The sequence below is a fragment of the Nonomuraea sp. NPDC049709 genome (assembly GCF_040674815.1).
Classification (GTDB): domain Bacteria; phylum Actinomycetota; class Actinomycetes; order Streptosporangiales; family Streptosporangiaceae; genus Nonomuraea.
Genome location: NZ_JBFANM010000031.1, coordinates 79859 through 106186 on the forward strand (window position 1 = coordinate 79859; position 26328 = coordinate 106186).

The window sequence follows — 26328 nt, forward strand, 5'->3', positions numbered from 1 at the left end:
CGGGGCGTTTGACCTTGCCTAGTTGTTGGTAGAAATCCAAGCCGGTGATCGGATGCTGTGGACCGTGCCACTCTGGCAGGCTTGCGGGCGAGAGTATGCCGGAACGTCGAATCGGGGGTCGAATGCCCGCACTCGTGGTGGGACCGCTGTTGCGCTATGTCGACTCCGTCAGCGCCTCGATCTGGGTGGAGACCGCCGAACCCGGCACGGTCGCCGTCGAGGCGGACGGCAGGACTTACCGGTCGCCCACCTTCACCGTGCACGGTCACCACTACGCGATCGTGGATCTCGTTGAGTTGTCCCAGGATATCGCCTCGTACTCGGTGAAGCTCGACGGGGAGCAGGTATGGCCCCTGGCGGGTCGCCCGCCGAGCCGGATCCGGCTGCTGCCCGCCGAAGGGGCGCGGCGGCTGGCGTTCGGGTCGTGCCGCACCAGCGTGCCGCACGACGCCGCGCACGTACGCAGCCACGGCGACGACGTCCTGCGCGCCTACGGCGAGCACCTCGCGCAGACGGACGAGGAGGAGTGGCCCGACCTGCTGCTGCTCCTCGGCGACCAGGTCTACGCCGACAACCCCTCGCCGGAGATGCTGGCCTACATCCGCGCCCGCAGGACCACCGAGCCGCAGGGGGAGATCGCCGACTTCGAGGAGTACGCCGAGCTCTACCGCCAGGCGTGGACCGAGACGGAGATCCGCTGGCTGCTGTCCACCGTGCCGAGCGCGATGATCTTCGATGACCACGACCTGCGCGACGACTGGAACACCTCGCAGCCCTGGCGCGAGGAGATGGCCAAGGTGCCGTGGTGGCCCCACCGGGTGGTGTCCGGGCTCGGGGCTTACTGGATCTACCAGCACCTCGGCAACCTCTCGCCGGCCGAGCGGGCCGAGGACCCGGTGCTGGCCAAGCTGATGGCCGGTGACGGCGGCGCGGCGCTCGACGCGTTCGCCGAGCGGGCCGACGCCGAGCCGAGCAGCAGCCGCTGGAGCTACGCCCGCGACCTCGGGCCCGCCCGCCTGATCATGGTGGACACCAGGTGCGCCAGGCAGCTCACCCCCGGCGACCGCCGCATGCTCGACCCGGGGGAGTGGGCCTGGCTGGAGGAGCAGGTGCGGCGGCCGGCCGAGCAGCTGATCATCGGCTCGTCGATCCCGTTCCTGCTGCCCGAGGGCGTGCACGGCGTACAGAACTGGAACGAGGCCCTGTGCGACGGCAAGTGGGGCCCGCTGGTGCGGCGGTGGTCGGAGAAGTTCCGGCAGGCCATCGACCTGGAGCACTGGGCGGCGTTCCGGCGCTCGTTCGACGACCTGGCCCGGCTGCTGATCGGGCTGGGCAAGCCCGTGCTGATCCTGTCGGGCGACGTCCACTACTCCTACCTGGCCAAGGCCGACGGCGGGCCGGTCTTCCAGGTCGTCTGCTCGCCGATCCGCAACCCGCTCAGCCGGATGCTGCGCTGGGCCAACGTGTTCACCCAGTTCTCGATCGCCACCCTGGTCGGCACCCTGCTGGCGCGGCTGGCGGGCATCCCGCGCCCGCCGTTCCGGTGGCGCGTCACCAAGGGCCCCTGGTTCCAGAACGCGCTGGCCACGCTCACCCTGCCCGACCAGGTCACCTGGTACGGCTCCACCGGAGAGGTGGTCAAACCGATCGACTCCACGCCTCTACCCTGAAGTCCCATGTACGAGGACAACTACGCCGTCGCCGTGCCCTTCTACGACCTCTGGCACGAGGACGGCCACGTGCCCGAGATCCGCGAGCTGCTGCCCCCGCTGCTGGCGGACGTTCGGCGGAGCGTCATCGAGATCGGCGCCGGCACCGGCCTCATCACCGAGTTGATCGCCCGCGTGACCCCCGCCGAGATCTACGCCGTGGAGCCGTCGCTCGGCATGCGCTCGGTGCTGGTCTCGCGCCTGGCCCACGACCCGGACGCGTTGCGCCGCGTGACCGTGCTGCCGTGCGGGGCCCTGGACGTGGAGGTGGACGAGCCGGTCGAGGCCGTCGTGATGATCTCGGTGCTGCAGAGCTTCCCCGCCGCCGAGCGGGCCGAGCTGTGGCGGGTGCTGGCCAGGCAGCTCGAACCGGGCGGGCGGCTGGTGTTCAACTGGCGCGATCGGGGCGCGCGCGTGCCGGGTGAGCCGGCGGTCATGGGCTCGTACCAGGTGGGCAGGCACACGTACGAGATCGCCGGGCAGGTGCTCGACGTCGCGGGCGAGAGCGTCACCTCGCGGTTCGTCTACCGGATCAGGCAGCGCGGCGTGGTGATCAGCGAGGACGAGGTGACCGGCACCAGCCACTGGCCCGCGACGGAGGTGCTGGTGAGCGAGCTGAAGGAGGCCGGGTTCGCGGCCGCGGACGCCCCGGAGGGCATGCAGGTCTGGAGTACGACCGCTCAGGCGGTGACCGTGCGCCGGATCGGCGCGTGAACCGGAGGAGCGTTCCCCCGGACAGGGCCCGGCCACGTACGGTGGCCGGGCCCTCCTGCGCGGAGCCGTAAAGGCCGTGCCTAGCGGTTCCTGAACTCGTAGATGGCGTCGACGAGCTGGTCGATCGCCCAGAGCAGGTCGTCCTCGGAGACGACGATGGGCGGCGCCAGCCGGATCGTGGACCCGTGCGTGTCCTTGGCCAGCACCCCCCGCTTCATCAGCGCCTTCGAGATCTCGCGCCCGCTGGCCAGGTCGGGGTCGATGTCCACGCCCGCCCACAACCCGCGCCCGCGCACCTCGATCACGCCCTTGCCGATCAGCTCGCGCAGCCGCGTGTGCAGCACCTCGCCCAGCTTGGCGGCCCTGGCCTGGAACTCGCCGGTGTTCAGGATCTCGATGACCGCGTTGGCCACCGCGCAGGCCAGCGGGTTGCCGCCGAACGTGGAGCCGTGCTGGCCCGGGTGGATGATCCCGAGCACGTCCCGGTTCGCGGCGATCGCCGAGACCGGTACGACCCCGCCGCCGAGCGCCTTGCCCATGACGTAGATGTCGGGCACCACGCCCTCGTGGTCGCACGCGAATGTCTGCCCCGTGCGCCCCAGCCCCGACTGGATCTCGTCGGCGATCATCAGGATGCCCTCGGCCGTGCACAGCGCGCGCACGTCGCTCAGGAAGCCGTCCGGCGGCACCAGCACCCCGGCCTCGCCCTGGATCGGCTCGACCAGCACGGCGACCGTGTTGGCGTCCACGGCCTGCCTGATCGCCTCGGCGGAGCCGTACGGGACGAGCCGGAAGCCCGGCGTGTACGGGCCGAAGTTGTCGTGCGCCTCCGGGTCCGTGGAGAAGCTGACGATCGTGGTGGTGCGCCCGTGGAAGTTGCCCTCCATCACGATGATGTTGGCCTGGTCCGGCTCGACGCCCTTGACCTCGTAGCCCCACTTGCGCGCCACCTTGATGGCGGTCTCCACGGCCTCGGCGCCGGTGTTCATGGGCAGGACCATGTCCTTGCCCGTGAGGTCGCCGAGCCCGGTGCAGAACTGCGCGAACTGGTCGTGGTAGAAGGCCCGGCTGGTCAGCGTGAGCCGCTCGAGCTGCTCCTTCGCGGCCTCGATGATCTTCGGGTTGCCGTGGCCGAAGTTGAGCGAGGAGTAGCCGGACAGGCAGTCCAGATACCGCTTGCCCTCCACGTCGGTGACCCAGGCGCCGTGCGCCTCATGGATCACGACGGGCAGTGGATGGTAGTTGTGGGCGCCGCGGCGCTCGCTCACTTCGATCAGCTCTGCGCTGGTGGTCATGTCAGTTCTCCCCCCTGATCTCCAGTGTGCAGCACTTGGGGCCCCCACCCGCCTTACGCAGCTCCGAGAGGTCGACCGGGATCACCTCGTACCCTCGGCGCTTGAGTTCCAACTGGAGGTTGGAGGCTTCGGCGTTGATGACCACGTTCGTGCCGTCGCTGACCGCGTTGAGGCCGAGCACCTCGGCGTCCTCGGCGGTCGCGACCACCGCGTCGGGGAACATGCGGCGCAGCACCGCGAGGCTGCCCGGCGAGAAGGCGCCGGGGTAGTAGGCGACGTTGTGCCCGTCGAGCGGGAACAGCGCCGTGTCCAGGTGGTAGAAGCGCGGATCGACCAGCTTCAGCGAGATCACCGGGCGGCCCAGGTATTCCTGCGCCTCCTGGTGGGCCACCACGTCCGTGCGGAAGCCGGTGCCGGCCAGGATGACCTCGTCGAGCGTGAGGAAGTCGCCCTCACCCTCGTTGACGTGGGCCGGCTCGACCGTCGGGTAGCCGCGCTCGGCGAACCAGCGCAGGTAGGCGGGCCCCTCGGCGCCGCGCTGGGGATAGGTGAACCGGGCGCCGTAGACGCGGCCGCCCACGACCAGGGCGCCGTTCGCGGCGAAGACCATGTCGGGCAGCCCGTCGATCGGATCGATCAGGCTCACCTTGTGCCCGAGCTCCTCGTACGCCGACTTGAGGCCCTCCCACTGCCGGACCGCCACGTCGCGGTCGGCGCCCGCCTCGGGATGCATCCACGGGTTGATCGCGTACTCGACCGTGAAGTAGTCCGGACGGCACATGAGGAAGTGTTTGGGCATGCAGCGCTCCATCGAGTCCTTTAGCAGGGGAAATCCCCATTGAAGGGGCTGGAGACAGCCTAAGAATGTATGTTTATGCAGGCCAAGGGGTTGACATTGCGTGTTCGCGCGAATCTGTTGCGTCTCTCAGCCGGCGGCAGGCGATCCGTTGCGCGATTCCGGGACTGCCGCACCGGGAGGGGTGTCCACCAGCCTCGACAGCACGATCGAGCTCTTCGTCCGCACCACGAACGACTGCGCCGCGATGCGCTCGATCACCCGCTCCACATGGCGTACGTCCGTGGCCCTGATGTGCAGCAGCGCGTCCGCCTCGCCGGTGATCGTGGCCGCCGCCACCACCTCCGGGAACTTGGCCACGGCCAGCGCGATGTCCGACGGCTTGGTCTTGCCCTGGCAGAACAGCTCCACGTACGCCTCGGTCGTCCAGCCGAGCGCCTGCGGCGCCACCCGGGCGCTGAAACCGGTGATCGCCCCGCTCTCGCGCAGCCGGTCCACCCGCCGCTTGACCGCCGACGCGCTCAGCCCCACCTGGTGGCCGATCTCGGCGTAGGTCTGGCGGGCGTCGTCGACGAGCGCCGCGATGATGTCACGATCGAGCCGGTCCAGTTCCACGCGCTCTGTATACCGCCTGGCCAGGCTGGCGCGCGACGAGCGGCGCGCGGGAGACTGGGCGCGTTGAACAGTGACCGGAAGGTATCCGTAACCATGAGCACCGCGAGCTTCCCCGAAGGCTTCGTGTGGGGCGTGTCGACCTCCGCTTTCCAGATCGAGGGGGCCACGGCCGCCGACGGTCGCCGGCCCTCCATCTGGGACACCTTTTCCGCCGATCGGGCGGAGGCGTGCGACCATTACCACCGTTATCCCGAAGACGTGCGGCTGATGAAGGATCTGGGAATGGCCGCCTACCGGTTCTCGGTGAGCTGGGCGCGGATTCTCCCGGACGGGCGCGGCAAGCCCAACGCGGCCGGGCTCGACTTCTACGACCGGTTGCTCGACGAGCTGGGAGCCGCGGGAATCACCGCGTACGCCACCCTTTACCACTGGGATCTGCCGCAGGCGGTCGAGGATCTCGGCGGCTGGCCGGCCCGCGACACCGCCTCCCTTTTCGCCGATTACGCCGCGGCCGTGCACGAGCGGCTCGGCGACCGGGTGGACACGTGGTTCACGCTGAACGAGCCGTGGGTGGCGGCGTTCCTCGGGTACGGCTCCGGCATCCACGCCCCGGGCCGCAAGTCGGCCGCCGAGGCCTTCCGGAGCGCCCACCACATGCTGCTCGCCCACGGGCTGGGCGTGCAGGCCCTGCGCTCGGCCGGGGCCGCCAAGGTCGGCACGGTGCTCAACCTCTCGCCGGTCATGACACCCGCCCAGGTGAGCGACTTCGGCCGGACGCTGTCGGAGGAGGACGCCGAGGCCGTGGCCAGGATCGACGCGCTGGTCAACCGGCAGTTCCTGGAGCCGATGCTGCGCGGAGCCTATCCCGCCGAGCTGCTCCCGATCGTCGAGCGACACGGCGGGCTCGGCCACGTCCACGACGGCGACCTGGAGGCCATCGCCCAGCCCCTCGACCTGCTCGGCGTGAACTACTACACGCCGCTGGTCGTCCAGGCACAGCCGAGCGAGCCCGCCGATCCCGCCCATCCGGGCAGCGAAGGCATTCTCTTCTGCACCATTCCCACGGCGGTCACCGCCATGGGCTGGCCCATCGTCCCCAGTTGCCTCTCCCATCTCCTGGGCCGCGTTTCCCGCGAATATCCCGACCTCGACCTGATGGTCACCGAGAACGGCGCCGATTTCGTGGACGTGGTCACCGGCGACGGGATTCACGACGTCGAGCGCATCAGTTTCATCGAGGAGCACCTGCGGGCGGTGCGCGCGGCCGTCGAGGACGGCGCCCGGGTGCGCGGATATCTCGTCTGGACGCTGCTCGACAATCTCGAATGGGCCGATGGGTATCAGCGCAAGTTCGGCCTCGTCCACGTCGATTTCGCCACCCAGCGGCGGCGGCTGAAGGACAGCGCGCTGTGGTACCGCGACGTGATCCGCCGCAACGGCCTCACCGAGACGCGCCCCAAGCGGCCCACCCTGGAGACCGTGGCCGCCCGTTCCGGCGTGTCCCGGGCCACGGTCTCGCGGGTCGTCAACGGAGAGTCGTCGGTGAGCCCCGAGGTCAGGGCCGCCGTGATGCAGGCCGTCAACGAGCTCGGCTACGTCCCCAACCTGGCCGCGCGCAGCCTGGTCACCCGCCGCACCAACGCGATCGCGCTCGTCCTGTCCGTCCCCCGGCAGGGCGGCGACGCGCTGACGGCCGCCGTGGTCCAGTACGTCACGAGCCTGCTGGAGGGCGCGGGCAAGCAGATCACGCTCATGCTCGCCGACACGGCCGAGAGCCACCGGCGCATCGTCGCGCACCTGGAGGCCCGGCTGGCTGACGGGGTCGTGCTGCTGCCGCCCGACCGGGCCGACACGCTGGCCGAGCGGCTCTCGCGTACCGGGGTGCCGATCGTGCTGCTGGGCAAGCCGGCGATCGCGTCGCTGGTGCCGTACGTGGACGTGGACAACGCCGGCGGCGCGGCGGCGGCCACCGAGCACCTGCTCGCCCTCGGGCGCCGCCGCATCGGCATGGTCTGCGGCCCCACGGACCTGATCACCGTGCAGGACCGGCTGGCCGGGCACCGCGCGGCGCTCCAGCGCGCGGGCCTGCGGCCGCACCTGGCCCTGGCCGAGCTGACGCGCTCGTCGGGCGCGGCGGCCACCCGGCGGCTGCTCGGCGACGACCCGTCCCTGGACGCCGTCTTCGCGGCCACCGACCAGCTCGCGATCGGGGCGCTGCAGGCGGCGCGGGAGGCCGGGAAGCGGGTGCCGGAGGACCTGGCCGTGGTGGGCTTCGACGACATCGACGCCGCCTCGGCCACCACGCCCGGGCTGACCACCGTCCGCGTCCCGGTGGCCGACCAGGCCCTGGCGCTGGCCCGCCTGCTGCTCTCGCGGCTGGAGGGGCGGCACACGACGTCGGTCGTGCTCCCGACGCGGCTCGTGGTCCGCGAGTCGGCCTAGACCTGGCGCTCGAAGAGGCGGGGGAACACCTTGGAGACCTTGGACAGCAGGTACTCGCCGTAGGTGCCGGTGAAGTCCACCTGGCCGTCCCAGCGCCGCCCGGGGGCGTAGGGGAGGGGCGGGACCTCGCTGTCCCATCCGGGGTCGAAGAAGAACGGGAAGCTGAGGCGCTCGTTGCCGCTGCGGTTGCGTACGCGGTGCGGGGTGGAGCGGTACCGGCCGCCGGTGAGCTTGTCGAGCATGTCGCCGATGTTGCACACGAACGTGCCCTCCAGCGGCGGCGCCTCGACCCATCCCCGCCGCGTGTGCACCTGCAGCCCGCCGTTGGCGTCCTGGAGGAGCAGGGTGAGCAGCCCGTAGTCGGTGTGCTCGCCGACGCCCCAGGTGTCGGGGTCGTCGGGCAGGGCCGGCGGGTAATGAAATATCCGGAAAAGGATGGTCGGGTGAGCCGTGTACCCCGAGCGGAAGTAGTCCTCGTCCAGCCCGAGGCTCAGCGCGATCGCGCCCATGACCGCCTGCCCGACCCCCGTCATCGTCCGGAGGTACTCCAGCACCGCCTCCCGCAATTCGGGCACCTGGGCCGGGAACAGGTTCGGGCCGTGCAGCGGCAGCGGCCCCGGCGGCTCCTCGGCCCCGAAGTAGATGCCCTCCTTCAGGTCCGGCCGCCCCGACGTCAGCTCGCCGCCGACCGGGAAGAACCCCCGCCAGGCCCGGCCGCCCCGCTCCATCGAGATCTCGTCCTTGACGTGCTCGGGCAGCGCGAAGAACCGCCTGCTCGCCGCGTCGAGCCGCTCGATGAGCGCGGGCGGCACGCCGTGGCCGGAGACGTAGAAGAACCCGCTGTCCCGGCAGGCCGCCCCGATCTGGTCCGCGACGGCCTGCTTCCCGCGGCCCGCCGTGTCGTCGAGGAACGGGGCGAGATCGATCACCGGCAATTCGCTCACTCGCACCATTGTTCCCCAATTCGCCCGCACCACCATGGCTTTCCACGCCCGGGAATTAGCATCGAAGGCAGAACCCCGCCGGGGAGGTCCGATGCGCTTCATCAGCCTCAACCGCCTCAACCGCTCGAAACGGCACGCAGCCGTCGAGTCCGCCGATCCTGGCGACCAGGTCACCCGCATCGCGCCCGCGGTGGCGTACGAGGGAGACCTCTACCGCCTGCCCGACTGGGCGCAGCGCCGCCGTGAGGAGCGCGAGCTCGGCCGGGCGCACGCCGCCGACGGCCAGATCGACACGCTCACCCTCCAGACCGGCAGCGTGCCCCGCTTCCACGAGCTGGAGGACGAGCGGCTGGAGGAGCTGGCCAAGATCGAGGAACGCACCGAGCAGGAGGTCCAGCGGGCGCGGGCCGAGTTCGAGGGGCAGAAGATCCGGCTGGCGGAGTCGCAGCGCGCGTTCGGTGAGGCCAGGAAGGCCCTGGAGGACAGCCAGCGCCGGGTCACGGAGCTGGAGCAGCCCAGCAGGCGCCCCGGCGACGGACGGCCCAGCTCCATCGCCATCTCCGGCGGCCACTGGCCGGTCGTGCGCCGCTGGCTGCCCGCCGCCCTCCTGCTGCTGCTCCTGCTGATCGTCGAGGTGCCGATCCTGTACCAGGTCATCCTGAGCTGGGGCGACAGCGTGGCGATGACCGCGCTCCTCGCCGCGGGCGCCGCGCTGATCATGCTGGTGGCGCCGCACATGTACGGGCGGGCGTTCCGCTCCTGGCAGGAGCACGGGAGCTCGGCCAAGGGCCGCTGGCTGCTGATCGGCGTGGCGGTCGTGTGGCTCGGCCTGATCGTCGCCGTGGCCGTCCTGCGCCGCGACGCCCTGGTGCGACCCCTGATCGTCGACGGGGAGGAGATCGGGCCCACCTCGGACGGCGTCGGGCAGCTCCCCACCATGATCCTCCTGCTCGCCCTCCTCGTGGCCACCGCCCTCATCGCCGCCGACCTCGGCCGCCGCATGCACAACCCGAACGACCGCCGCCTCTGGGAGCTGCGCGCCAAGCGCGACGCCGAGGCCCGCACGTCCGCCACCGCCCAGGCGGCCTACCAGCGGGACGCGGGCTACGCGGAGAGCATCGCCCAGTACCTGCAGGGGGTGGAGCGGCGCCGGGCCGGCCGGGTGCGGCAGCTCGACAGCGGGTTCGACAGCCTGGCGACCGCGTACCTCGGGGGCGTGGTGGAGGGCCTGCGGGACCCGGAGGCGGCGAGCTGGGCCGAACGCATCGTGCTCCGCCGCCGCACCACCCGCTCGTGACGGGTGGTGCGGGGAGCACCGGTCAGGACGTGGCGAAGGTGAACCAGTTGACGTTGACGAAGTCGGCGGGCTGACCGGAGGAGAAGGTCAGGTACACCGTGTGCGTGCCCGTCACTCCCGAGATGTTCGCCGGCACCGTACGCCAGCTCTGCCATCCGCCCGTGTTGCCCAGCGCGAAGTCACCGATGGGCGTGGCCGTGGGGCTGTCCAGCCTGACCTGCACCAGCCCGCTCACCCCCGCGGCCGCCCCGGAGGCCACCCGCGCCCTGAACTGCGTGGCGGCCGTCGAGCCGAAGTCGACCCCGTCGAAGCGCAGCCAGTCGCCGTTGGCGATGGCGCCGACGTTCTGCCCGCCGCCGGTGTCCGTGGTCGGCTCGACGAAGGTGCCGGACTGCCCCTGGTACGCCTCCGCCTGGATGGTGGAGCGGGCGTCGACGCCGCCGGGAGGATCAGTCGGGCCGGGGCCGGAGCCGCTCTGCCACACCGCCACGTAGTCGACCGTCATCGGCCGCCCCGGCACGGTGGCCGCGGTCGGCGTCTGGCCGCCCAGCGCGTTGGGGAACGCCCCGCCCATCGCCACGTTGAGCAGCAGGAAGTAGCCCGCGTGACCGGTCATGTTGGCCCAGGTCGTCGCGTCGAACTGCGACTGGTTGACGCCGTGGAACTGCTGCCCGTCCACGTACCACCGCAGCTGGTTCGGGCTCACGCTCCGGTCCCACTCGAACCGGTAGGTGTGGTACGCCGCCTGGCACGTCGACCCCGGGCACGCCCGGCTGGCGCCCAGGCCGGTGGTCTCGTTGCACGGCCCGCCCGGGTTCACCCCGCAGTGCAGCACTCCCCACACGGAGTTGATCCCGTTGACGTTCTCCATGATGTCGAACTCGCCGATCGCCGGCCAGTTCCAGTAGTTCCCCCGGTACGGCGCCCCGAGCGCCCAGAACGCCGGCCAGTAGCCCAGGGCGGCGCTGCCGGTCACGTTCGGCATCTGGAGCCGGCTCTCGATGCGCAGGATGCGCCCGTCAGCCGGCTTGAAGTCGGCCCGCCTGGTCTCGATGCGCGCCGAGGTCCACTCGCCGGACGCGCTGCGCAGGGGCGTGATGCGCAGGTTGCCGGAGCCGTCGAGGCTGAGGTTGGAGGTGCTGGAGGTGTAGTTCTGGACCTCGCCGGTGCCCCAGTTGGCCGGGCCGCCGGGGTACGAGTGGCCGGTGTCGATGATCCAGTTGGACGATGAGGGGAGGGTGTTCGCGGCGCCGTTGAAGTCGTCGGACCAGACCAGCGACCAGCCCGACGGGGTGGGCGGGACGGAGGCCGAGGCGCTGACGGCCACCTGGACGAGCAGTCCGCACAGTGCCGCGAGCGCCACGGACACCGCCGCGAGGCGTCGTCGGAGCCTGTTTGCTGTTGTCATCATCGCTCCATGGGGGGTGCGGAGGCGTGAGAGAGAGCGCTCTCTCAGAGATGTGAACACAGCTGTGACTTCCTGTCAATATTCCGCACAGCACACTTGACACGGGTGTGAATCGGGCGACTGCCCAGGCGGGAGAGCGCTCTCAAGGGGCGCTCAGAGCAGGTCCACCGTGGTCGCGCCCGCCGCCTCGAACGCCTCCCGCCAGAAGCCCTCGAGCAGGGGGAACCGGTCCGGGCTCGACGTCTTCTCCCGCAGGAAGCCATGGACGACCACCGCGTACCCCGTCAGGTCCGGCAGCAGCCGCGCCGCCCGGAGCTCCTTCACCTTCTGCCGGCGCGCGTCCTCGTTCAGGTCGAGCTGGTTGATGTTCAGGTCGCCCCGGTTGTTGATCAGGTCGCTGAACACGATGATCTGGTGCGCCTTGTCGGGCTGCCGCTGCGCGCTGAGCTGCTTGACCAGGTAGCGCAGGGCGCCGAGCACGTCCGACCCCTCGCCCTCGGCCGGGCAGTCGAACAGATGGACCGCCCTGGGCAGCACCTCCGTGATGCGGTGCTCCCTGACGCGCTCCTCGACGACGGGGTTCTCGTTGGGGTTCTCCGCCCGGGTGGCGGCGATGGGGACCGGGTCCTGGCGGCAGGCGCTGCTCTCCGAGCTGCCGGTGACCGCCGCGAAGCCGATCCAGTCGCACTCCTGGGCGAAGGAGGGGAGCTTGGAGGTGACGTCGTTCCTGGAGGTGGCGGGGTCGGCGTAGCTGGTGGAGTCGACGATCACACCGCAGATCGCCTTCGACTCGGTGCCGCACGCCGTCAGTGGGGTCGCGACCAGCACCAACGCCGCCAGGGCCGGGAGCCGGCGGCGCGCCGTCCGCGAGCGGCCCATCAGACGTCGTCCCCGGAGCCTGTACGCCTGCCGTCCCTTGCCTGCCCGCCGCCCGCGTGGCCGTCCCTTTCCTGGCTGCCCGGCGCCTGGCTGCCGGGCACTTGGCTGTGCCGCGCCCGGCTTCCCTCCGCCCGGCTATCCCCCGCCAGACTGTCGCCTGTCGGGTCGCCCCCTGTCGGGCCGCCACCCGCCGGGCTGTCCTGATCGGGTAGGGGATCGGCTGAGAGGTCGGGTAGGGGATCGGCTGAGAGGTCGGGTGGGGAATCAGGCCGGGGGTCGGGCGGGTCCGCCAACGGGTCGGGGGCGGGGGGTGGGGAGAGCTGGGGGCGGAGGTGGTCGGGGGGTAGCTCCCTGGGCAGGACCTCGGCGTGCCACACCTCGATCCGGGCCTCCACCTCCCGCAGGATCCGCCCGATCTCCTCCCGCCCCGAGACCGCCGCCGCCGACTCCGACGTGGCGTCCATCGCGATGACCTCGCCCTTCCACAGGGACGGGATCTCCTCCTTGCGCGGATGGTTGCGCAACACTCCGCTCTTGTACGCGGCGATGAGCCGCTCGGCCCGGGCGTACACCGCCTCCACCTCGTGGTCGCGCTCGATCAGCGCGCTCTCCCACTTCTGGGTGAGGTGCTCGATGCGGGCCCTGGCCCGCTGCACGCCGGCGTTCGACTCCTCGACCACCGCCCGCCGCCGCGCCTCCGCCCGCCGCTTCCTTGACTCCGCGATCGTGATGAACGGGTCATCGGAGGCGTCCGGACCCGTCCCGGCGGTGTGCCCGTTCGCGTACGCGGGCGGCTCCGGCCGCGTGTCGCTTCTGCCCAGCTCCCGCAGGATCGCCTCCCGCTCCCCGAGCGCCCGCTCCAGCAGTGCCGTACGCGTGGCCGCCAGCCGCCGGTCGACCTCCGTGATCTCCTCGCGGGCCCGCGCCCGGATCTCCGTCACGTACGCGGGCTGGAACTGCGGATCCGTGAACTCTCCCAGGGGATGCCGGCGGGCGTCCCGCATCCCCTGCCGGTGCGCCTCCTCCCGCTCGGCCAGCGGGTCGTCCCGCCTGAACAGCCGCGACAAGAACGCCATCCGCGTCTCCTGGCTCCGTCCGGACCGGCACCCCGGCCCGAGTGACCCTGCACCCAGACTAAGCGGTCAGTTCCCGCGATGGCGGTGATGTCACCTGATGTCGGGCACGAGCCCCCGGCCGTCCGGGAGCCGGCCGGGCCCGCGGTCCAGCCCGACCACCGCGGCACCGGGACCGCGCCGGCTCGCGGCCGACGCGGTCATGGCCCGGGTGAGCAGCGTGCCGGGGAGCAGGGTGACCGTGGTGACCATCCCGCCGAGCCGTTCGCGCTCGGCCCACGGCACGAACGCGCCCACCGGCGGGAGCACCTCTCTCCGCTCCATGGCGGTGACGGGGATCGGCCGTCCCGCCTCGACGAGCCGCGAGACGCCGATCACCTCGGTCCGCTTGTCGGCGTACACCATGATCAGGCCGGCGGCGATGACCCCGGAGAGGAAGACCAGGAGGCCGATCGCGGCCAGGACCGGCCGGCGCTCCCGTGCCGCATGGGCTGGGGACGGCTGCCGGTAGGCCGGCTCTCGCCGGTGCCCGGACTGATCGTTCGCGGGGGTCTCCCGATCGTTCCACATGGCTCGCAACGATGCCGGAGATCACTTGGACCCCGCTTGATCTGCGAAAACAGGAGCTCCAGGAAGTCGTACGGCGCCGCACGGAGGTGCGGCGCCGCGGTGACTCGGGAGCGAGAGGGAGCTACCCCTTCTCGGCCTCGCCGGTGGCCTGTTCGAGCGCGTCCTCGGGGGAGGCCTCCAGGTCCTGCTCGGCGTCCGCGCCCGCCTGGGCGGAGGCCTTGTCCAGGCGCACCCAGCTCGTCACGCTCTCCACCGCGAACAGCACGAACAGGTACGCCGTCAGCACCGCCAGCACCGGCGTCAGCACGCCGAACGCCGCCCCGGCACCGATGATCAGCAGCCGCAGCTCCCACCCGAGGCCCGCGTGGAACACCCAGGCGGGCGGCCAGATGCTCTGCCGCGTCCGGTAGACGGTGTCGTAGGTGTGGTAACCCACGACGTACACCAGCACGAACAGCAGCCACTTCGGCGCGTCCGCCGCCAGACCGACCGCGATCACCGTGAAGAACTCCGCGCCGCGCAGCAGCGGCGGGGTGAGCCAGTCGAAGCGGCCCAGGTGGTTGCGCGGCGTCGTGGGCAGCACGAGCAGCAGCATGATCGCCACGGGCAGGAGGAGGATGGGGCCCGGCTTCAGCAGCCCCGCGACGGAGATGCCGACCACGGCGAGCAGGGCCACGAGCGTGGCGGGGACGGGGGGCACGCCGGCGCCGATCCTGCCGGACAGGGCATGGGCGAGAGGGCCGTCGTCCCGGTAGGCGAGGAGGCGGGCGGTCTGGATGCGGCGGCGTTCCTCGTCGGGGTCCGGCGTGGGGGTGGCCATGGCCTGCGGTTGGGTGATCATACGAGCGACCTCATGAGGCGTCCGGTGAGCGTGTAGGCGGCGGCGACGGAGCCCCAGATCACCAAGGTGAGGAAGGTGATCCGGGCGTCGAAGAGGGCGGCGGTGATCGCGATGGCCGCGAAGCGCTCGCCGATGGGGAAGACGATCATCTTACGCGCCCAGTGGACAGCGCGGTACTTTCCGGCCTTCGTCCACATCTTCAGTACACCGCGAAGGCCCTGGCTGCGCTCCACCTTGCGGCGCACGAGAGCCTGGCGCAGCTCCCGGTCGTCGGGGGCGTCCAGCGGGGTCGTGGGCAGCGAGGACGGGGGCTTGCGGCGGTTGGAGATGCCGAAGGAGAAGTCGAGCAGGTGACGAACGGACTGCAGGCCCAGCGCGGCCAGCGCCAGGATCCAGATCTCGTCGCCGTTGCCGGAGACCACCCAGCCGACGGCCAGCCCGGCGAAGACCACATATTCCTTGAACCGGTCGAACGTGGCGTCCAGCCACGCCCCCAGCACGCCGAACTTGCGGGCGTAGCGGGCGACCTGCCCGTCGACGCAGTCGAAGACGAAGGCGAAGTAGATCAGCACGCCGCCCAGCACCATCCAGGGGCGGTCGCCGGTGGCGAAGCAGGCGGCCGCGGCCACGCCGAGGACGATCGAGATCAGCGTCACCTGGTTGGGCGTCAGCCCGCGCCGGGCGGCCCAGCGGGCGATGAAGCGGGAGTAGGTGGAGACGAAGAACGTGGTGAAGAAGCCGTCGGCGCCCTTGACCGCGTGGTTGAGCCGGGCGCGGTCCTCGTCCATGCCGGCCATCTCGGCGCCGGCCTCGTTGATCTCCTCCTGGGTGGTGACCCGGCGGTAGAACAGGTCGCGGCGGCCCCGGATGCCGACCGACACGCCGTTGCGCACCAGGCCGAACACGATGAGCTGCACCAGGTCGTCGTCGGCGCCGAACCGGTCGGCGATGTCGGCCAGCTCGCGGCAGGTCTGGGCCAGCACCGGCGCGTTGCGCGCGCTCACGTGGAGCGGGCCGAGCAGCACCGCGTTGGGCCGGGTCACGGCGTGGCTCGCGGTGCCCACCGACACCACGCGCGACTTGCCGACGCGGGCGCGCACCGGCAGCCCCTCGACGCGGTTCTGGCCGATCTCGGGGTCGGCCTCGTCGATCGGGATCCGGTCCTCGGCGCCGTTGTCGTCCTGGCCGTTGTCCTCCTGCTCCTCCGTCACCTCCGGCCGTGGCTCTTTCGCGACGAGCGCCAGCGCACCGCGCTTGGACTTGGTGATCTGGTAGATCAGCTCGTCGTGGACGACCGAGTTCTCCGGGATGATGAACAGGCTCTCCGTTGCTGACTCGGCGACGTCGGCCAGAGCGCGGAGAGCGGCGGCCACATCGCCTGACTGGACCGTGGCGAAACGCGGATCCATCGAAGTGAGCTGGCTGCGTAGGCGTTCGGCCACGGTGGGGTTGCCGGGCAGCGCGGCCAGCCTCAGGCCGGTCGGAGAGGTGTCGGGGCCGGGCGAGGCGCCCAGCAGGACCACGCGGGTCATGACTCCCTTTCGAGGCGGTATCGGGGGGTTGAACAACGGGTAATGCGGGGACAGACGTCAAAGTCTAGTGAGAGTGACGCAAAGTCGCGTCATCAGAGCATGCCCGTAACGTCCCGTCCGTCGGTATAGAGACGGCCGTAAGATGTGCGAGTGAGTCTCTACCGTGACGAAGGCGTGGTCCTGCGCACCCAGAAGCTCGGTGAGGCAGATCGCATCGTCACCATCCTGGCCAAGCGCACCGGCAAGGTCCGGGCGGTGGCGAAGGGCGTCCGCCGCACGACCTCCCGCTTCGGGGCCAGGCTGGAGCCGTTCACGCATGTCGACGTGCAGCTCCACACCGGCCGCACGCTCGACGTCGTCACCCAGGCGGAGACGATCAGACCTTACGGGGAGGCGCTGGCCGCCGACTATCCCCGCTACACCGCGGGCAGCGCGATGCTGGAGACCGCCGACCGGCTGACGCACGGGGAGAAGGAGCCGGCGCTGCGGCAGTTCCTGCTGCTGGTGGGCGGGCTGCGCACGCTCGCCGACCGGGGTCACGAGGCCCGGCTGGTCCTGGACGCCTACTTCCTGCGCTCCCTGGCCGTGGCCGGCTACGCCCCCGCGCTGGAGGCGTGCGCCAAGTGCCAGGCCCCGGCGATCAGGGCGTTCGCGATCGTCGCCGGGGGCGTGGTGTGCGGGGCGTGCAAGCCGGCGGGCTCGGCCGTGCCCGCGGGGGAGACCATCGGGCTCATGACGGCGTTGCTGCGCGGCGACTGGGCCACCGCTGACGCCTCGGAGTCACGCCATCGCAGTGAGTGCAGCGGCCTGGTGGCCGCATATCTGCAATGGCACCTCGAACACGGAATACGCTCTCTTCGACACGTCGAAAGGGAGCCCGCGTGAACGTACGACCCCCGTCCCCGCACCCGTCCGGGGCCACCCCGCCGCCGATCCCGCGCGACCTGGTGCCGCGGCACGTCGCCATCGTCATGGACGGCAACGGCCGCTGGGCCAAGGCCCGCGGGCTGCCCCGCACCGAGGGGCACAAGGCGGGTGAGTCCTCGCTGTTCGACGTCATCGAGGGCGCTCTCGAGCTGGGCGTTCCCTACCTGAGCGCGTACGCGTTCTCGACGGAGAACTGGAAGCGCTCGCCCGACGAGGTGCGCTTCCTGATGGGGTTCAACCGCGACGTCATCCGGCGGCGGCGCGACGAGCTCAACGCCATGGGCGTGCGCGTGCGCTGGGCGGGCCGGCCCGGGCGGCTGTGGAAGAGCGTCATCTCCGAGCTGCAGACGGCCGAGGAGATGACGGTGTCCAACCGGAAACTCACGTTGCAGTTCTGTGTCAATTACGGCGGTCAGGCCGAGATCGTCGACGCGGCGGTCCGGCTGGCGGCGGACATCGCGGCCGGGCGGGTCAAGTCGTCCAAGGTCAACGAGAAGGTGTTCGCCCGCTACCTGGACGAGCCGGAAATCCCGCCGGTCGACCTGTTCCTGCGCTCGTCGGGGGAGCAGCGCTTCTCGAACTTCCTGCTGTGGCAGTCCGCGTACGCCGAGATGGTGTTCCTCGACCGGCTGTGGCCCGACTTCGACCGCCGGGACCTGTGGGAGGCGTGCGAGATCTACGCCAAGCGCGACAGGCGCTACGGCGGAGCCGTCCCCAACCAGGTCTAGCCCGCTTCCCGGATGCCGTCGGCCCCGCTCCGATAACGTCCGGGAGCCGTGCCGAACTCCCGCTTGAACGCCTTGGGGCCGGGTGCTGGTGGATGGCCCGCAGCGCCGCCGAGACCGCCGGGTCGCGCAGCGCCGCTCCTCAGCCGGTGGCCGGCTCCGCCAGCAGCGGGTGGATCCTGGCCTGATCAAGCCGGTACGACCGCGCGATCGATGGCGGCGGTGTCGGCCGTCACCGGCTGCCAGCGGAGGACGGGACCGCCCAGGCCCCCGCTTGCCCGGTTGCTATACGCAGGTATAGCCTCCTATTCTGACGAACAGTCAGCTATACCGACGAATAGGAGCTGGTCGCGGTGAGAAACGTACCGCTCGACCGCCGGGAGGCCCGATGAGCGCCTTCCCGGGCACTGCCGCCCTGGCCCGCCTGGCGCTGCGCCGCGAGCGGGCCATCGCGCCCTGGTGGCTGCTGCTGATCGTGGCCCTGGCCCTGGTGATGGTCTCCTACATCAACACGAACATGGGCACGTACCAGCTGAAGCTCTCCTACCTGGAGGTCATCGACGCCAGCCCCTTCCTGCACGCGCTCGGCGGCGGCGTCGTCGAGCCGCGGCTCGAGGTGCTCGCCACCTGGCGCAGCGGCGGCTTCCTCTACGTGGCCAGTGCCTTCGCCGCGCTCATGTCCGTCGTCCGGCACACCCGCAGGGAGGAGGACGCGGGCCGGAGCGAGCTGGTCCTGTCGGGCACGGCCGGCCGTCCCGCTCCCCTGACCGCGGCACTGCTGGTCGCGGGCGGGATCAGCCTGACCGGCGGTGCTCTGACGGCCGCCGTGCTGATCGGGATCGGCCTGGAGCCGACCGGGTCGCTCGCGTACGGCGCCGCCATCACGGTCGCCGGCTGGGTGTTCGGCGGTGTCGCCGCAGTCGCCGCCCAGCTCGCGCGCAGCGCCCGCACGGCCACCGCGATCGCCCTCACCGTGCTCGGCGCCGCCTACATGCTGCGCTTCGCCGCGGACGCGAGCGGGCAACTGTGGATGAAGTACCTGTCGCCGGTGGGCTGGAGCCACCTGGTTCAGCCGTACCAGGACGAGCGGTGGTGGATGCTCGGGGTCCCGGTGCTGACCGCCGCGATCCTGTACGCGGTCGCGTACCGGCTGCTCGACCACCGCGACCTCGGCTCCGGCCTGCTGCCGGAGCGCCTGGGGCGGGAGTCGGCACCCGAGCTGCGCGGCCCGGTCAGCCTGGCCTGGCGGCTGCATCGCGGGCTGCTGGCGAAGTGGGCGGCGGGGGTGACGGTGTTCGCCGTGGCGGGGGGCTCGCTGGGGCCGCTGACGCGGGACCTGCTCTCCCGGCCCAGCATCGTGGTCGACAACATCACGCGGTTCCTCGGCGTCCCGATGGGCGCGACGCAGCTGGCCGGGTACTCGTGGTACCTGATCCTGATCATCGCGTACGCCGTCGCGCTCTACCCGGTGCTCATGACGCTGCGGCTGCGTTCGGAGGAGAGCTCGGGGCGGGCGGAGGCCCTGCAGTCCACCCCGATGACCCGCCTGCGCTGGGCGGCCGGCCACCTGGTCGTGACCGCCCTCGGGACGGCGGCCCTGATGGCCGTGGCCGGCCTCGCCTTCGGCCTGGTCTACTCGCTACTCGTCGGCGACCTGAGCACCGACCTGCCGCGCTTCCTGGCGGGCGCGCTGAGCACCGTACCCGCGGCCTGGTGCGTGGGGGCGGTATGCGTGCTCGCGTACGGTCTGCTGCCGCGGGCGAGCGTGGCGATCTCATGGCTCGTGTGGACCCTGACCGCCCTCCTGGGCCAGGTCGCCGGTCCCCTGTACGGGCTGTGGGGCGGGAGCCCGCTGGAGCCGTTCCACTACGTCGGGAACGCGATGACCGAGCCACCGTTCGCGCTCCTGCCCACGGCGGGACTGGTCGCGATCACGGCACTCCTCGCCTCCGGCGGCCTTCTCGCCCTGCGCCGCCGCGACTTCGGCTGCTAGCCGGGACCCCTTCGTGAGGGGGCCGGAGGGGACAGGACGCGGTCCTCCGGCCGAGCGCTTCAGCCGGGCGCCCGAGGGCGGGGCGATCAGACGGGCGGGGTGGCTCCCGGGGTGGAGGCCTGGTCAGGCGCGGCGGCGGGCGCGGTAGGCGGCTACGTGCATGCGGTTCCCACACGTACGGCTGTCGCAGTACACCCGGGAGCGGTTGCGGGACTCGTCCACGAACACCCGGTCGCAGTCCGGGGCCGAGCAGGTGCGCAGGCGCTCCGCCTCCCCCTCCACCAGCAGGTGGGCCAGGGCCACCCCGCAGTCCGCCGCCAAGTGCTCCGCCAGCGTCGCGTCCGTCGCGAAATAGTGCACGTGCAGCGGGTGCCCGTCGTGTTCCGTCAGCCGGGGCGTGATCCGTGTCTCCGCCAGCAGCGCGTTCAAGGTGCGTACGGCCGTCGGCTGGTCCGGGGCCGTGAAGACGCGGTGGAACGCCTCCCGCACCATCCGCACCTGCCCCAGGTCGCGGGCCGTGAGCGTGCCGATGCCGCTGACCTGGCGGGATTCCACGAATGCTTGCAACTCGGACAGGCCCGGCAGGCCCTCTTCCCCGCCGGTCGACGGCGAGGTGTTGACCAGCTCGACAACGGTGGCCAATGAATGCACCATGTCATGGCCAAACGGCATGTTGACTCCTGTCCGGGCCGGGTTCTAGCGTGGTCGCAGCGTATCTCTTGCATGGAGGTCGGGGGGTTTCCGTGAGTGCACATCGCCGTATCGTGCTGATCGCGATCGTCGGTGCGCTCATCATCTCCACCTCCGCTCCATTGGTCAGGCTTTCAGATGTATCGCCTGCGACGTCGGCGTTGTTCCGCTGTGCGTACGCGGTGCCGCCGATGCTGCTCCTCGCCTGGCTGGAGCGGCGCAGGCTCGGGCCGCTGCCGCGCAAGGCGCTGCTGCCGGCCTGGGCGGCGGGCGTGGTGTTCGCACTCGACCTGCTGTTCTGGCACCACGCGATCGACTACGTCGGCGCCGGGCTGGCGACCGTGCTGGGCAACCTGCAGGTGTTCATCGTGGCGTTCGCCGCCTGGGGGCTGTTCAGGGAGCGGCCGTCCACCCGGTTGATGATCAGTACGCCGGTCGTGTTCGCCGGCGTCGTGCTGATCTCCGGAGTGTTCGACAGCGCCGCCTACGGCAGCGATCCCATGATGGGGGTGCTGGCGGGGGCGGCGACGTCCATCTCCTACGCGGCGTTCCTGCTGCTGATGAAGGGCGGGTCCGAGCGGGCCGCCGGGCCGCTGGCGCACGCGACCGTGGTGGCCACGCTGACCATCGCGCTGCTCAGCCCGCTGTTCGGAGGCGCGGACTTCGTACCGAGCTGGCCGGAGCACGGGTGGCTGGTGGTGCTCGCGCTCGGGCCGCAGGTGCTGGGATGGTCGTTGATCACGTTCACGCTGCCGCGCCAGCCGGCCGCGCTCACCGCGCTGCTGCTGCTGATCCAGCCCATGACGACGGTGGCGATCTCCGCGTTGGGGCTCGGGGAGCGTCCGTCGGCGTTGCAGTTCGCCGGGTGTGCGGTGATAGTGCTGGGCGTCCTGTACGGTTCCCGCCGCGCCCAGCCTCCGGTGGACGTCGCTCCGGAGGGTCTCCCCGCGGTCTCCGCGGAGGGCATGCGGCCGCGGCGGTAGGAGGTGGGGGAGAGGGCGGAGTGCGGGCGGCTGTGCCGTCCCAAGGCCCCTCGGCCGGCGAGCGCCCTCCCGGCTCGCGAGCGCCTCTTCGGCTCGCGAGCGATGCGAGCGCCCTTCCCGTCCCCGGAGTGCCCGCTGAGCGGCCCTTGGCCGGTCTCAGCCGGTTTTGGCCGGGGTCGAGCAGGACGAGCAGGTGCCGAAGACCTCGACCGTGTGGGTGATCTCGGTGAAGCCGTGCTCGCTGCCCACCATCTCGGCCCACCGCTCGACGGCCGGGCCGGCCACCTCCACGGTGCGGCCGCAGCGGCGGCACACCAGGTGGTGGTGGTGGGTGTCGGTCGCGCACGCCCGGTAGACGGACTCGCCGTCGTCGGTGCGCAGGACGTCGACCTGGCCCCCGTCGGCCAGCGCCTGCAACGCGCGGTAGACGGTCGTCAGACCGATCTTCGCCCCGTGCAGGCGCATCTCGGCATAGACGTCCTGCGCGCTGCGGAAACCCTCGCTCCTGCGCAGGGTGTCGTGCACGGCATCGCGCCTTGTCGTCATGCGACCTCCTCGACGCGCAGCGTTGGTCGCTCGCTCATTGTCGACTCCTGGGTACGGCCTCGCCGTACGAATTTACCGACACCGAGCGCCAGGACGAAGCCGGCGAGCGCAAGAAGCACGATCGCGGCCCCCGGAGGGACCTTTGCGGAGTACGTGGAGGCGAGCAGCCCGCCCACGGAGGCGAGCACGCCGAACAGCATGGCCAGCCCCATCGTGGTACGGAACCCGCGCGTGAGCTGCTGGCTGGTGGCCACCGGGATCACCATCAGCGCGCTGACCAGCAGCAGGCCGACCACCCGCATGGCGATGACCACGGTGAGCGCCGCCGTGACGGCGATGAGCAGGCTCAGGAAGCGCACCGGCAGGCCGCTGGCCCTGGCCATCTCCTCGTCCTGGCAGAGCACGAACAGCTCCCTGCCGAAGATCACGACGACCGCGATCACGAGGACGGCCAGCGCGGCGATGACCCAGATGTCCTGGGGCGTGACGCTGGCGATGGCGCCGAACAGGTAGGAGTTCAGCTTGGCGTTGCTCCCGCCGGGCGCGATGCCCATGAGCATGACACCGCCCGCGATCCCCCCGTAGAACAGCAGCGCCAGGGCCACGTCGCCGCTGGTGCGCCCGCGTGCCCTGACCAGCTCGATGGCCACCGCGCCGGCGATGGACACGAGGACGGCGGTCAGCACGGGCGTGGTGCCGGTCAGGAAGCCCAGGGCCACGCCGGTCAGCGCCACGTGCCCGATGCCGTCGCCCAGGAGCGCCAGCCGGCGTTGCACGATGAACGTGCCGACCGCGGGCGCGCACAGGCCCACCAGCAGCGCCGCGACCAGCGCGAGCTGGAAGAGCTCTTCCTGCAGAAGTTCGAAGATCACCTTGGTTCCCCCTGCCACCCGGTGAGCGGGCCCACGACGGGCCCGGCGACATGCTCCGGGGCGTGCGGGTGCTGGTGCTCGTGTCCCGGGCGGGCGCAGTCGCCTTCGGGGCGCGGCGGCCGGCCGTCGTGGGCGACGCGGCCCTCGCGGATCACCACGCCGCGCGTGATGATCGGCTCCAGCGGGCCCAGCTCGTGTGCCACCAGCACCACGGTCTTGCCGTCGAGGACGAGCCCGGCCAGCGTGTCGGCCAGCAGCCGCTGGGTCTCGGCGTCGACGCCCGCGGTGGGCTCGTCCATCACGTACGTGTCCGGCTCCCCGGCCAGCGCGCGGGCGATGAGCACCCGCTGCTGCTGCCCCCCTGACAGCGACTGGACGGGGTCGTTGGCGCGGTCGGCCAGCTTGACGGCCTCCAGCGCGGCGGCCACGGCCGCCTTGTCGGCCGCGCTGGTCCTGCGCAGCCTGCTCTGCCTGGCGATCCGGCCCGAGGCGACGACCTCGCGCACGGTCGCGGGCACGCCGCCGCCGACCTGGAGCCGCTGCGGCACGTAGCCGATGCGCCACCAGTCGCGGAACTTGCCCGGCGGGGTGCCGTACACCATGGTCTTGCCGCTGGTCAGCGGCGTGAGGCCGAGCAACGTGCGGACCAGCGTCGACTTGCCCGACCCGTTGGCGCCCAGGAGGGCGACGACCTCCCCGGGACAGACGGTCAGGTCGATCCCTCGGAGGACGGGCTTGCCGTCGAAGGAGACCCGGCCGTCGGTCATCGCGAAGGCCGTTTCGTTCATGCCGTACACCCCAGTGCTGTTTGTAGGGTTTTGAGGTTATCGCGCATGGCGGACAGGTAATCGCCCGAGGGCTTGCTTTCCAGCGGGTCCAGCACGGCGGTCTTGGCGCCGACCTGGCTCGCGAGCACCTCGGCCACCTTCGGGCTGACCAGGGACTCGGTGAAGATCGTGGTGACGCCCTCGGCCTTGGCCAGCTTGGCGACCTCCGACAGGCGGGCGGGGGACGGCTCGGTCTCCGGGTCAAGCGTGATGCCGACCTGCTTGAGCTTGTACCGGTCGGCCAGGTAGCCGAACGCCTCATGTGCCGTGACCAGCGTCTTCGTCTTGCAGGTGGTCAGGCCCTGGGTGAGCTCCTGGTCGAGCGTGCCGAGCGTGGCGGCCGTCCTGGCGGCGCGGTCCTTGTAGCCCTGGGCGTGCGCGGGGTCGGCCGTGGCCAGGCGCTCGCCGAGCTTGGTGGCGACGGTGGCCAGGCGTGAGGGGTCGAGCCAGAGGTGCGGGTCGTACGAGACCTCCTCGTGGCCGTGCTCCTCCTCACCTTCCGCGTGCTCCTCCTCGGCGTGCTCGCCGGCGGGCAGAGTGGTGACGGCGGTGGCGGCGTCGAAGCTCTTCGCCGGGTCCACGGCGTCGTCCACGGCCGGCTGGACGCCCTTGATGTAGACGGTGAGCGCGGCGTTCTTGATCTCCGTCACCTGCTGGATGCCCAGCTCCAGGTCGTGCGGCTCGACGCCGGGCGCGGTCAGCACCTTCACCTGCGCGTCGGATCCCCCGACCTGCTCGCTCAGCCACTGCAGCGGGTAGAAGGCCGCGACCACCTCGGGCTTCGCGCCCGCGGTCGGAGTGGAGGTCTGCGCGGTGCCGGAGCCGCAGGCAGTGGCGGTGAGCAGGGACGCTGTGGCCAGTAGACCGACAGCACACGACCGGGAAAATCCTGACATCATGTGAGTCAGTATGCGCCAAAATGAAAATGGTTGTCAAAACGCACCGTGATCGCGCAGTGGGATGCCGACGGCGGCTGGGGGCCAGGCGCGCCGTGCGGCATCCCGTCATCACCCCGGTGATCGTGCGCCGGCAGAGCCGTTGCCGACGCCCGAGGTGACGCTTTCACCCGCGCTCTCGCCCGCGGTTTCCGTTGAGCGCGGCCGCCGCCCGCCGGTGTAGACGCTCATCGAGTCGCCGTCACCCGCGCTCCGGCGAGCCACCGTGCGTACGGCCTCCAGCGACGCCTTGCCGCAGGCGCCGCGGGAGGGGGTGGTGTGGAAGTTGCGGGGTTCCGGCGCGGGTCGTCGACGGCCGCGCTCCTCTTCCGGCGGCTCGGAACCGCGGAATCTCAGATCCAGGCGGTCATGGCTCCACGATCCCTCCATTCGGTATACGGTATTCCAGCTAGACCGCTCGGACAACGTTCTCGTTCAGCAGATCGCTCACCGCGTGGATCGCGCGCAGCGTCGGCACCTCGGCTCCGGTGAGGTCGGCCAGCTCGACCACCGCGGCCAGCAGCACGTCGAGCTCCAGCGGTTTGCCCTTCTCCAGGTCCTGGAGTGTGGACGTCTTGTGCTCGCCCGCCTTCTCCGCGCCCCGCAGGCGGCGCTCGATGGAGATCCCCGGATCGCAGCCCACCCGCCTGGCCACGTCCACCGTCTCCCTCATCATGGCCACGACCAGCTCCCTGGTGCCGTCGTGGCGGCAGATCCCGGCCATCGTCGCCCTGGCCAGCGCGCTGATCGGGTTGAAGGCGATGTTACCCATGAGTTTGATCCAGACGTCCCGGCGGAGGTCGCGCTCCACCGGGCACTTCAGCCCGCCCGCGACGGCGGCCTGGCTGAACTCGGCGCACCGCTCGGTCAGCTCGCCGTTGGGCTCGCCGATGGAGAAGCGGGTGCCTTCGAGGTGGCGGATCACGCCCGGTTCCTCGATCTCGGTGGCGGCGTAGACGACGCATCCGATCGCGCGGTGCAGGGGCAGTGCGGACGTCACCGCGCCCTCCGGGTCGACGCTCTCGATGCGGTAGCCCTCGTACGGGCCCTTGAGTCCGTGGAAGTACCACCACGGGATGCCGTTCTGCGCGGCGATGATGCTCGTGGTCTCGTGCAGGAGCGGCTTGATCATGGGGCCCGCGGAGGCGTAGCTGTTCGCCTTGAGGCCCAGGAAGATGTGGTCCACCGGACCGACCTGGGTGGGGTCGTCGGTGGCATGGGGATGGGCGGTGAAATCGCCCCTGGGGGTGAGCACCCGCACACCGGCACTGCGTATCGCCTGGAGATGCTGGCCTCTCGCGATGAGGTGCACCTCGGCTCCCGCCCTGTGGAGGGCGGCCCCCACGTATGCGCCGATGGCGCCGGCGCCAAGAACAGCGACCTTCATGCTCGCGCTCCGTTCTCGCGTCGGGTTGTAAGCACGGGGCCCCGTAGCTGCGGCGGCCGCGTGATGCGAACCGCCGTAAATACGGGGCCCCGGTGCTTGCGGCGAGTCGCTTGACGAGACCCGCCGGTGCATTCGGTATACAGTATGGAAAAACGCGGGTCAAGGAGTGTCCTTGTGACCGTTTTGCGGCTTGTGCCGGTGATGGAAGCGATGCCATGGGGCTCCGCGCGAGCCCTCGCGGCGGCGGCGGCGTGCCCGTTGAAGCCCACGTCAGTGCCGTCGGCGCAGGCGCCCGGGCGCCGGTCGGCCGAGCCGCCGGCGGCGCCGG

At 71.2% G+C, this 26328-nt stretch carries 25 protein-coding genes; 8 read left to right on the top strand and 17 right to left on the bottom strand.

From position 1 onward, the window contains the following. Positions 1-122 precede the first annotated feature (122 nt). Positions 123-1670, top strand: a complete 1548-nt coding sequence (locus AB0J69_RS29470) for an alkaline phosphatase D family protein (protein WP_364123537.1) — start codon at positions 123-125, stop codon at positions 1668-1670. Positions 1671-1676: 6 nt separating this feature from the next. Beyond that, positions 1677-2423, top strand: coding sequence for a class I SAM-dependent methyltransferase (locus AB0J69_RS29475; RefSeq protein ID WP_364123539.1), 747 nt, complete (start codon positions 1677-1679; stop codon positions 2421-2423). Between the two features lie 80 nt (positions 2424-2503). On the opposite strand, the gene rocD is transcribed toward AB0J69_RS29475, so the two are convergent. The 3 genes from rocD to AB0J69_RS29490 form a co-directional block, all read right to left on the bottom strand. Further along, positions 2504-3718 (bottom strand): ornithine--oxo-acid transaminase, encoded by a 1215-nt coding sequence (gene rocD / locus AB0J69_RS29480; protein WP_364123541.1) that lies wholly within the window; start codon positions 3716-3718, stop codon positions 2504-2506. A 1-nt stretch (position 3719) separates the two neighbouring features. Next, positions 3720-4517: a dimethylargininase gene (gene ddaH, locus AB0J69_RS29485; protein ID WP_364123543.1), complete on the bottom strand. Its 798-nt coding sequence runs from the start codon at positions 4515-4517 to the stop codon at positions 3720-3722. Positions 4518-4643: 126 nt separating this feature from the next. Next, positions 4644-5129 carry an Lrp/AsnC family transcriptional regulator gene (locus AB0J69_RS29490; RefSeq protein WP_364123545.1) on the bottom strand — a complete coding sequence of 162 codons (486 nt, stop codon included), beginning with the start codon at positions 5127-5129 and terminating at the stop codon, positions 4644-4646. A gap of 93 nt (positions 5130-5222) precedes the next feature. Between AB0J69_RS29490 and AB0J69_RS29495 the strand changes: the two genes are divergently transcribed. Continuing rightward, on the top strand, positions 5223-7571 hold the full coding sequence (locus tag AB0J69_RS29495) for a GH1 family beta-glucosidase (protein WP_364123547.1): 2349 nt from the start codon (positions 5223-5225) through the stop codon (positions 7569-7571). Here the strand turns inward: AB0J69_RS29495 and AB0J69_RS29500 are convergent. Continuing rightward, the gene (locus AB0J69_RS29500; protein ID WP_364123549.1) at positions 7568-8515 is read right to left on the bottom strand and encodes a 2-oxoglutarate and iron-dependent oxygenase domain-containing protein; all 948 of its coding nucleotides are present in this window, start codon (positions 8513-8515) and stop codon (positions 7568-7570) included. The genes AB0J69_RS29495 and AB0J69_RS29500 overlap by 4 nt on opposite strands. Before the next feature lie 91 nt (positions 8516-8606). On the opposite strand from AB0J69_RS29500, the gene AB0J69_RS29505 reads away from it, so the two are divergent. Next, the gene (locus AB0J69_RS29505) at positions 8607-9812 is read left to right on the top strand and encodes a hypothetical protein (protein WP_364123551.1); all 1206 of its coding nucleotides are present in this window, start codon (positions 8607-8609) and stop codon (positions 9810-9812) included. Between the two features lie 22 nt (positions 9813-9834). On the opposite strand, the gene AB0J69_RS29510 is transcribed toward AB0J69_RS29505, so the two are convergent. From AB0J69_RS29510 to AB0J69_RS29535, 6 genes are all read right to left on the bottom strand, one after another. Beyond that, positions 9835-11220 (bottom strand): glycoside hydrolase family 16 protein, encoded by a 1386-nt coding sequence (locus tag AB0J69_RS29510; RefSeq protein ID WP_364123553.1) that lies wholly within the window; start codon positions 11218-11220, stop codon positions 9835-9837. 153 nt (positions 11221-11373) lie between these two features. Continuing rightward, a complete protein-coding gene (locus AB0J69_RS29515; protein ID WP_364123555.1) occupies positions 11374-12099 on the bottom strand; it encodes a hypothetical protein in 726 nt (241 codons plus the stop codon). Continuing rightward, positions 12099-13175 (bottom strand): hypothetical protein, encoded by a 1077-nt coding sequence (locus tag AB0J69_RS29520; protein WP_364123557.1) that lies wholly within the window; start codon positions 13173-13175, stop codon positions 12099-12101. Before AB0J69_RS29520 ends, AB0J69_RS29515 begins: the two co-directional genes overlap by 1 nt. Before the next feature lie 90 nt (positions 13176-13265). After that, a complete protein-coding gene (locus AB0J69_RS29525) occupies positions 13266-13742 on the bottom strand; it encodes a hypothetical protein (RefSeq protein ID WP_364123559.1) in 477 nt (158 codons plus the stop codon). 121 nt (positions 13743-13863) lie between these two features. Then, on the bottom strand, positions 13864-14583 hold the full coding sequence (locus tag AB0J69_RS29530; RefSeq protein ID WP_364123561.1) for a DUF5941 domain-containing protein: 720 nt from the start codon (positions 14581-14583) through the stop codon (positions 13864-13866). Next, the gene (locus tag AB0J69_RS29535) at positions 14580-16115 is read right to left on the bottom strand and encodes a CDP-alcohol phosphatidyltransferase family protein (protein WP_364123563.1); all 1536 of its coding nucleotides are present in this window, start codon (positions 16113-16115) and stop codon (positions 14580-14582) included. The genes AB0J69_RS29530 and AB0J69_RS29535 overlap by 4 nt, the downstream gene beginning before the upstream one ends. 150 nt (positions 16116-16265) lie before the next feature. Between AB0J69_RS29535 and recO the strand changes: the two genes are divergently transcribed. From recO to AB0J69_RS29550, 3 genes are all read left to right on the top strand, one after another. Then, positions 16266-17000: a DNA repair protein RecO gene (recO, locus tag AB0J69_RS29540; protein WP_364123565.1), complete on the top strand. Its 735-nt coding sequence runs from the start codon at positions 16266-16268 to the stop codon at positions 16998-17000. Beyond that, positions 16997-17770: an isoprenyl transferase gene (locus tag AB0J69_RS29545; protein WP_364123567.1), complete on the top strand. Its 774-nt coding sequence runs from the start codon at positions 16997-16999 to the stop codon at positions 17768-17770. Before recO ends, AB0J69_RS29545 begins: the two co-directional genes overlap by 4 nt. Before the next feature lie 385 nt (positions 17771-18155). Next, positions 18156-19760 carry a polyketide antibiotic transporter gene (locus tag AB0J69_RS29550; RefSeq protein WP_364123569.1) on the top strand — a complete coding sequence of 535 codons (1605 nt, stop codon included), beginning with the start codon at positions 18156-18158 and terminating at the stop codon, positions 19758-19760. A gap of 123 nt (positions 19761-19883) precedes the next feature. Here AB0J69_RS29550 and AB0J69_RS29555 read toward each other — a convergent pair whose 3' ends face one another. Next, complete coding sequence (locus AB0J69_RS29555; RefSeq protein WP_364123571.1) at positions 19884-20432, bottom strand: CGNR zinc finger domain-containing protein; 549 nt, start codon at positions 20430-20432, stop codon at positions 19884-19886. Between the two features lie 92 nt (positions 20433-20524). On the opposite strand from AB0J69_RS29555, the gene AB0J69_RS29560 reads away from it, so the two are divergent. After that, on the top strand, positions 20525-21433 hold the full coding sequence (locus AB0J69_RS29560) for a DMT family transporter (protein WP_364123633.1): 909 nt from the start codon (positions 20525-20527) through the stop codon (positions 21431-21433). Between the two features lie 156 nt (positions 21434-21589). Here AB0J69_RS29560 and AB0J69_RS29565 read toward each other — a convergent pair whose 3' ends face one another. The 6 genes from AB0J69_RS29565 to AB0J69_RS29590 form a co-directional block, all read right to left on the bottom strand. Next, positions 21590-21979, bottom strand: a complete 390-nt coding sequence (locus AB0J69_RS29565) for a transcriptional repressor (protein ID WP_364123573.1) — start codon at positions 21977-21979, stop codon at positions 21590-21592. After that, the gene (locus tag AB0J69_RS29570) at positions 21976-22848 is read right to left on the bottom strand and encodes a metal ABC transporter permease (RefSeq protein ID WP_364123635.1); all 873 of its coding nucleotides are present in this window, start codon (positions 22846-22848) and stop codon (positions 21976-21978) included. The genes AB0J69_RS29565 and AB0J69_RS29570 overlap by 4 nt, the downstream gene beginning before the upstream one ends. Then, on the bottom strand, positions 22848-23639 hold the full coding sequence (locus AB0J69_RS29575; RefSeq protein ID WP_364123575.1) for a metal ABC transporter ATP-binding protein: 792 nt from the start codon (positions 23637-23639) through the stop codon (positions 22848-22850). The genes AB0J69_RS29570 and AB0J69_RS29575 overlap by 1 nt, the downstream gene beginning before the upstream one ends. Then, the gene (locus AB0J69_RS29580; protein WP_364123577.1) at positions 23636-24577 is read right to left on the bottom strand and encodes a metal ABC transporter substrate-binding protein; all 942 of its coding nucleotides are present in this window, start codon (positions 24575-24577) and stop codon (positions 23636-23638) included. Before AB0J69_RS29580 ends, AB0J69_RS29575 begins: the two co-directional genes overlap by 4 nt. 108 nt (positions 24578-24685) lie before the next feature. Then, positions 24686-25003 (bottom strand): hypothetical protein, encoded by a 318-nt coding sequence (locus AB0J69_RS29585; protein ID WP_364123579.1) that lies wholly within the window; start codon positions 25001-25003, stop codon positions 24686-24688. Between the two features lie 19 nt (positions 25004-25022). After that, positions 25023-26000 carry a 2-dehydropantoate 2-reductase gene (locus AB0J69_RS29590; RefSeq protein ID WP_364123581.1) on the bottom strand — a complete coding sequence of 326 codons (978 nt, stop codon included), beginning with the start codon at positions 25998-26000 and terminating at the stop codon, positions 25023-25025. Positions 26001-26328 lie beyond the last annotated feature (328 nt).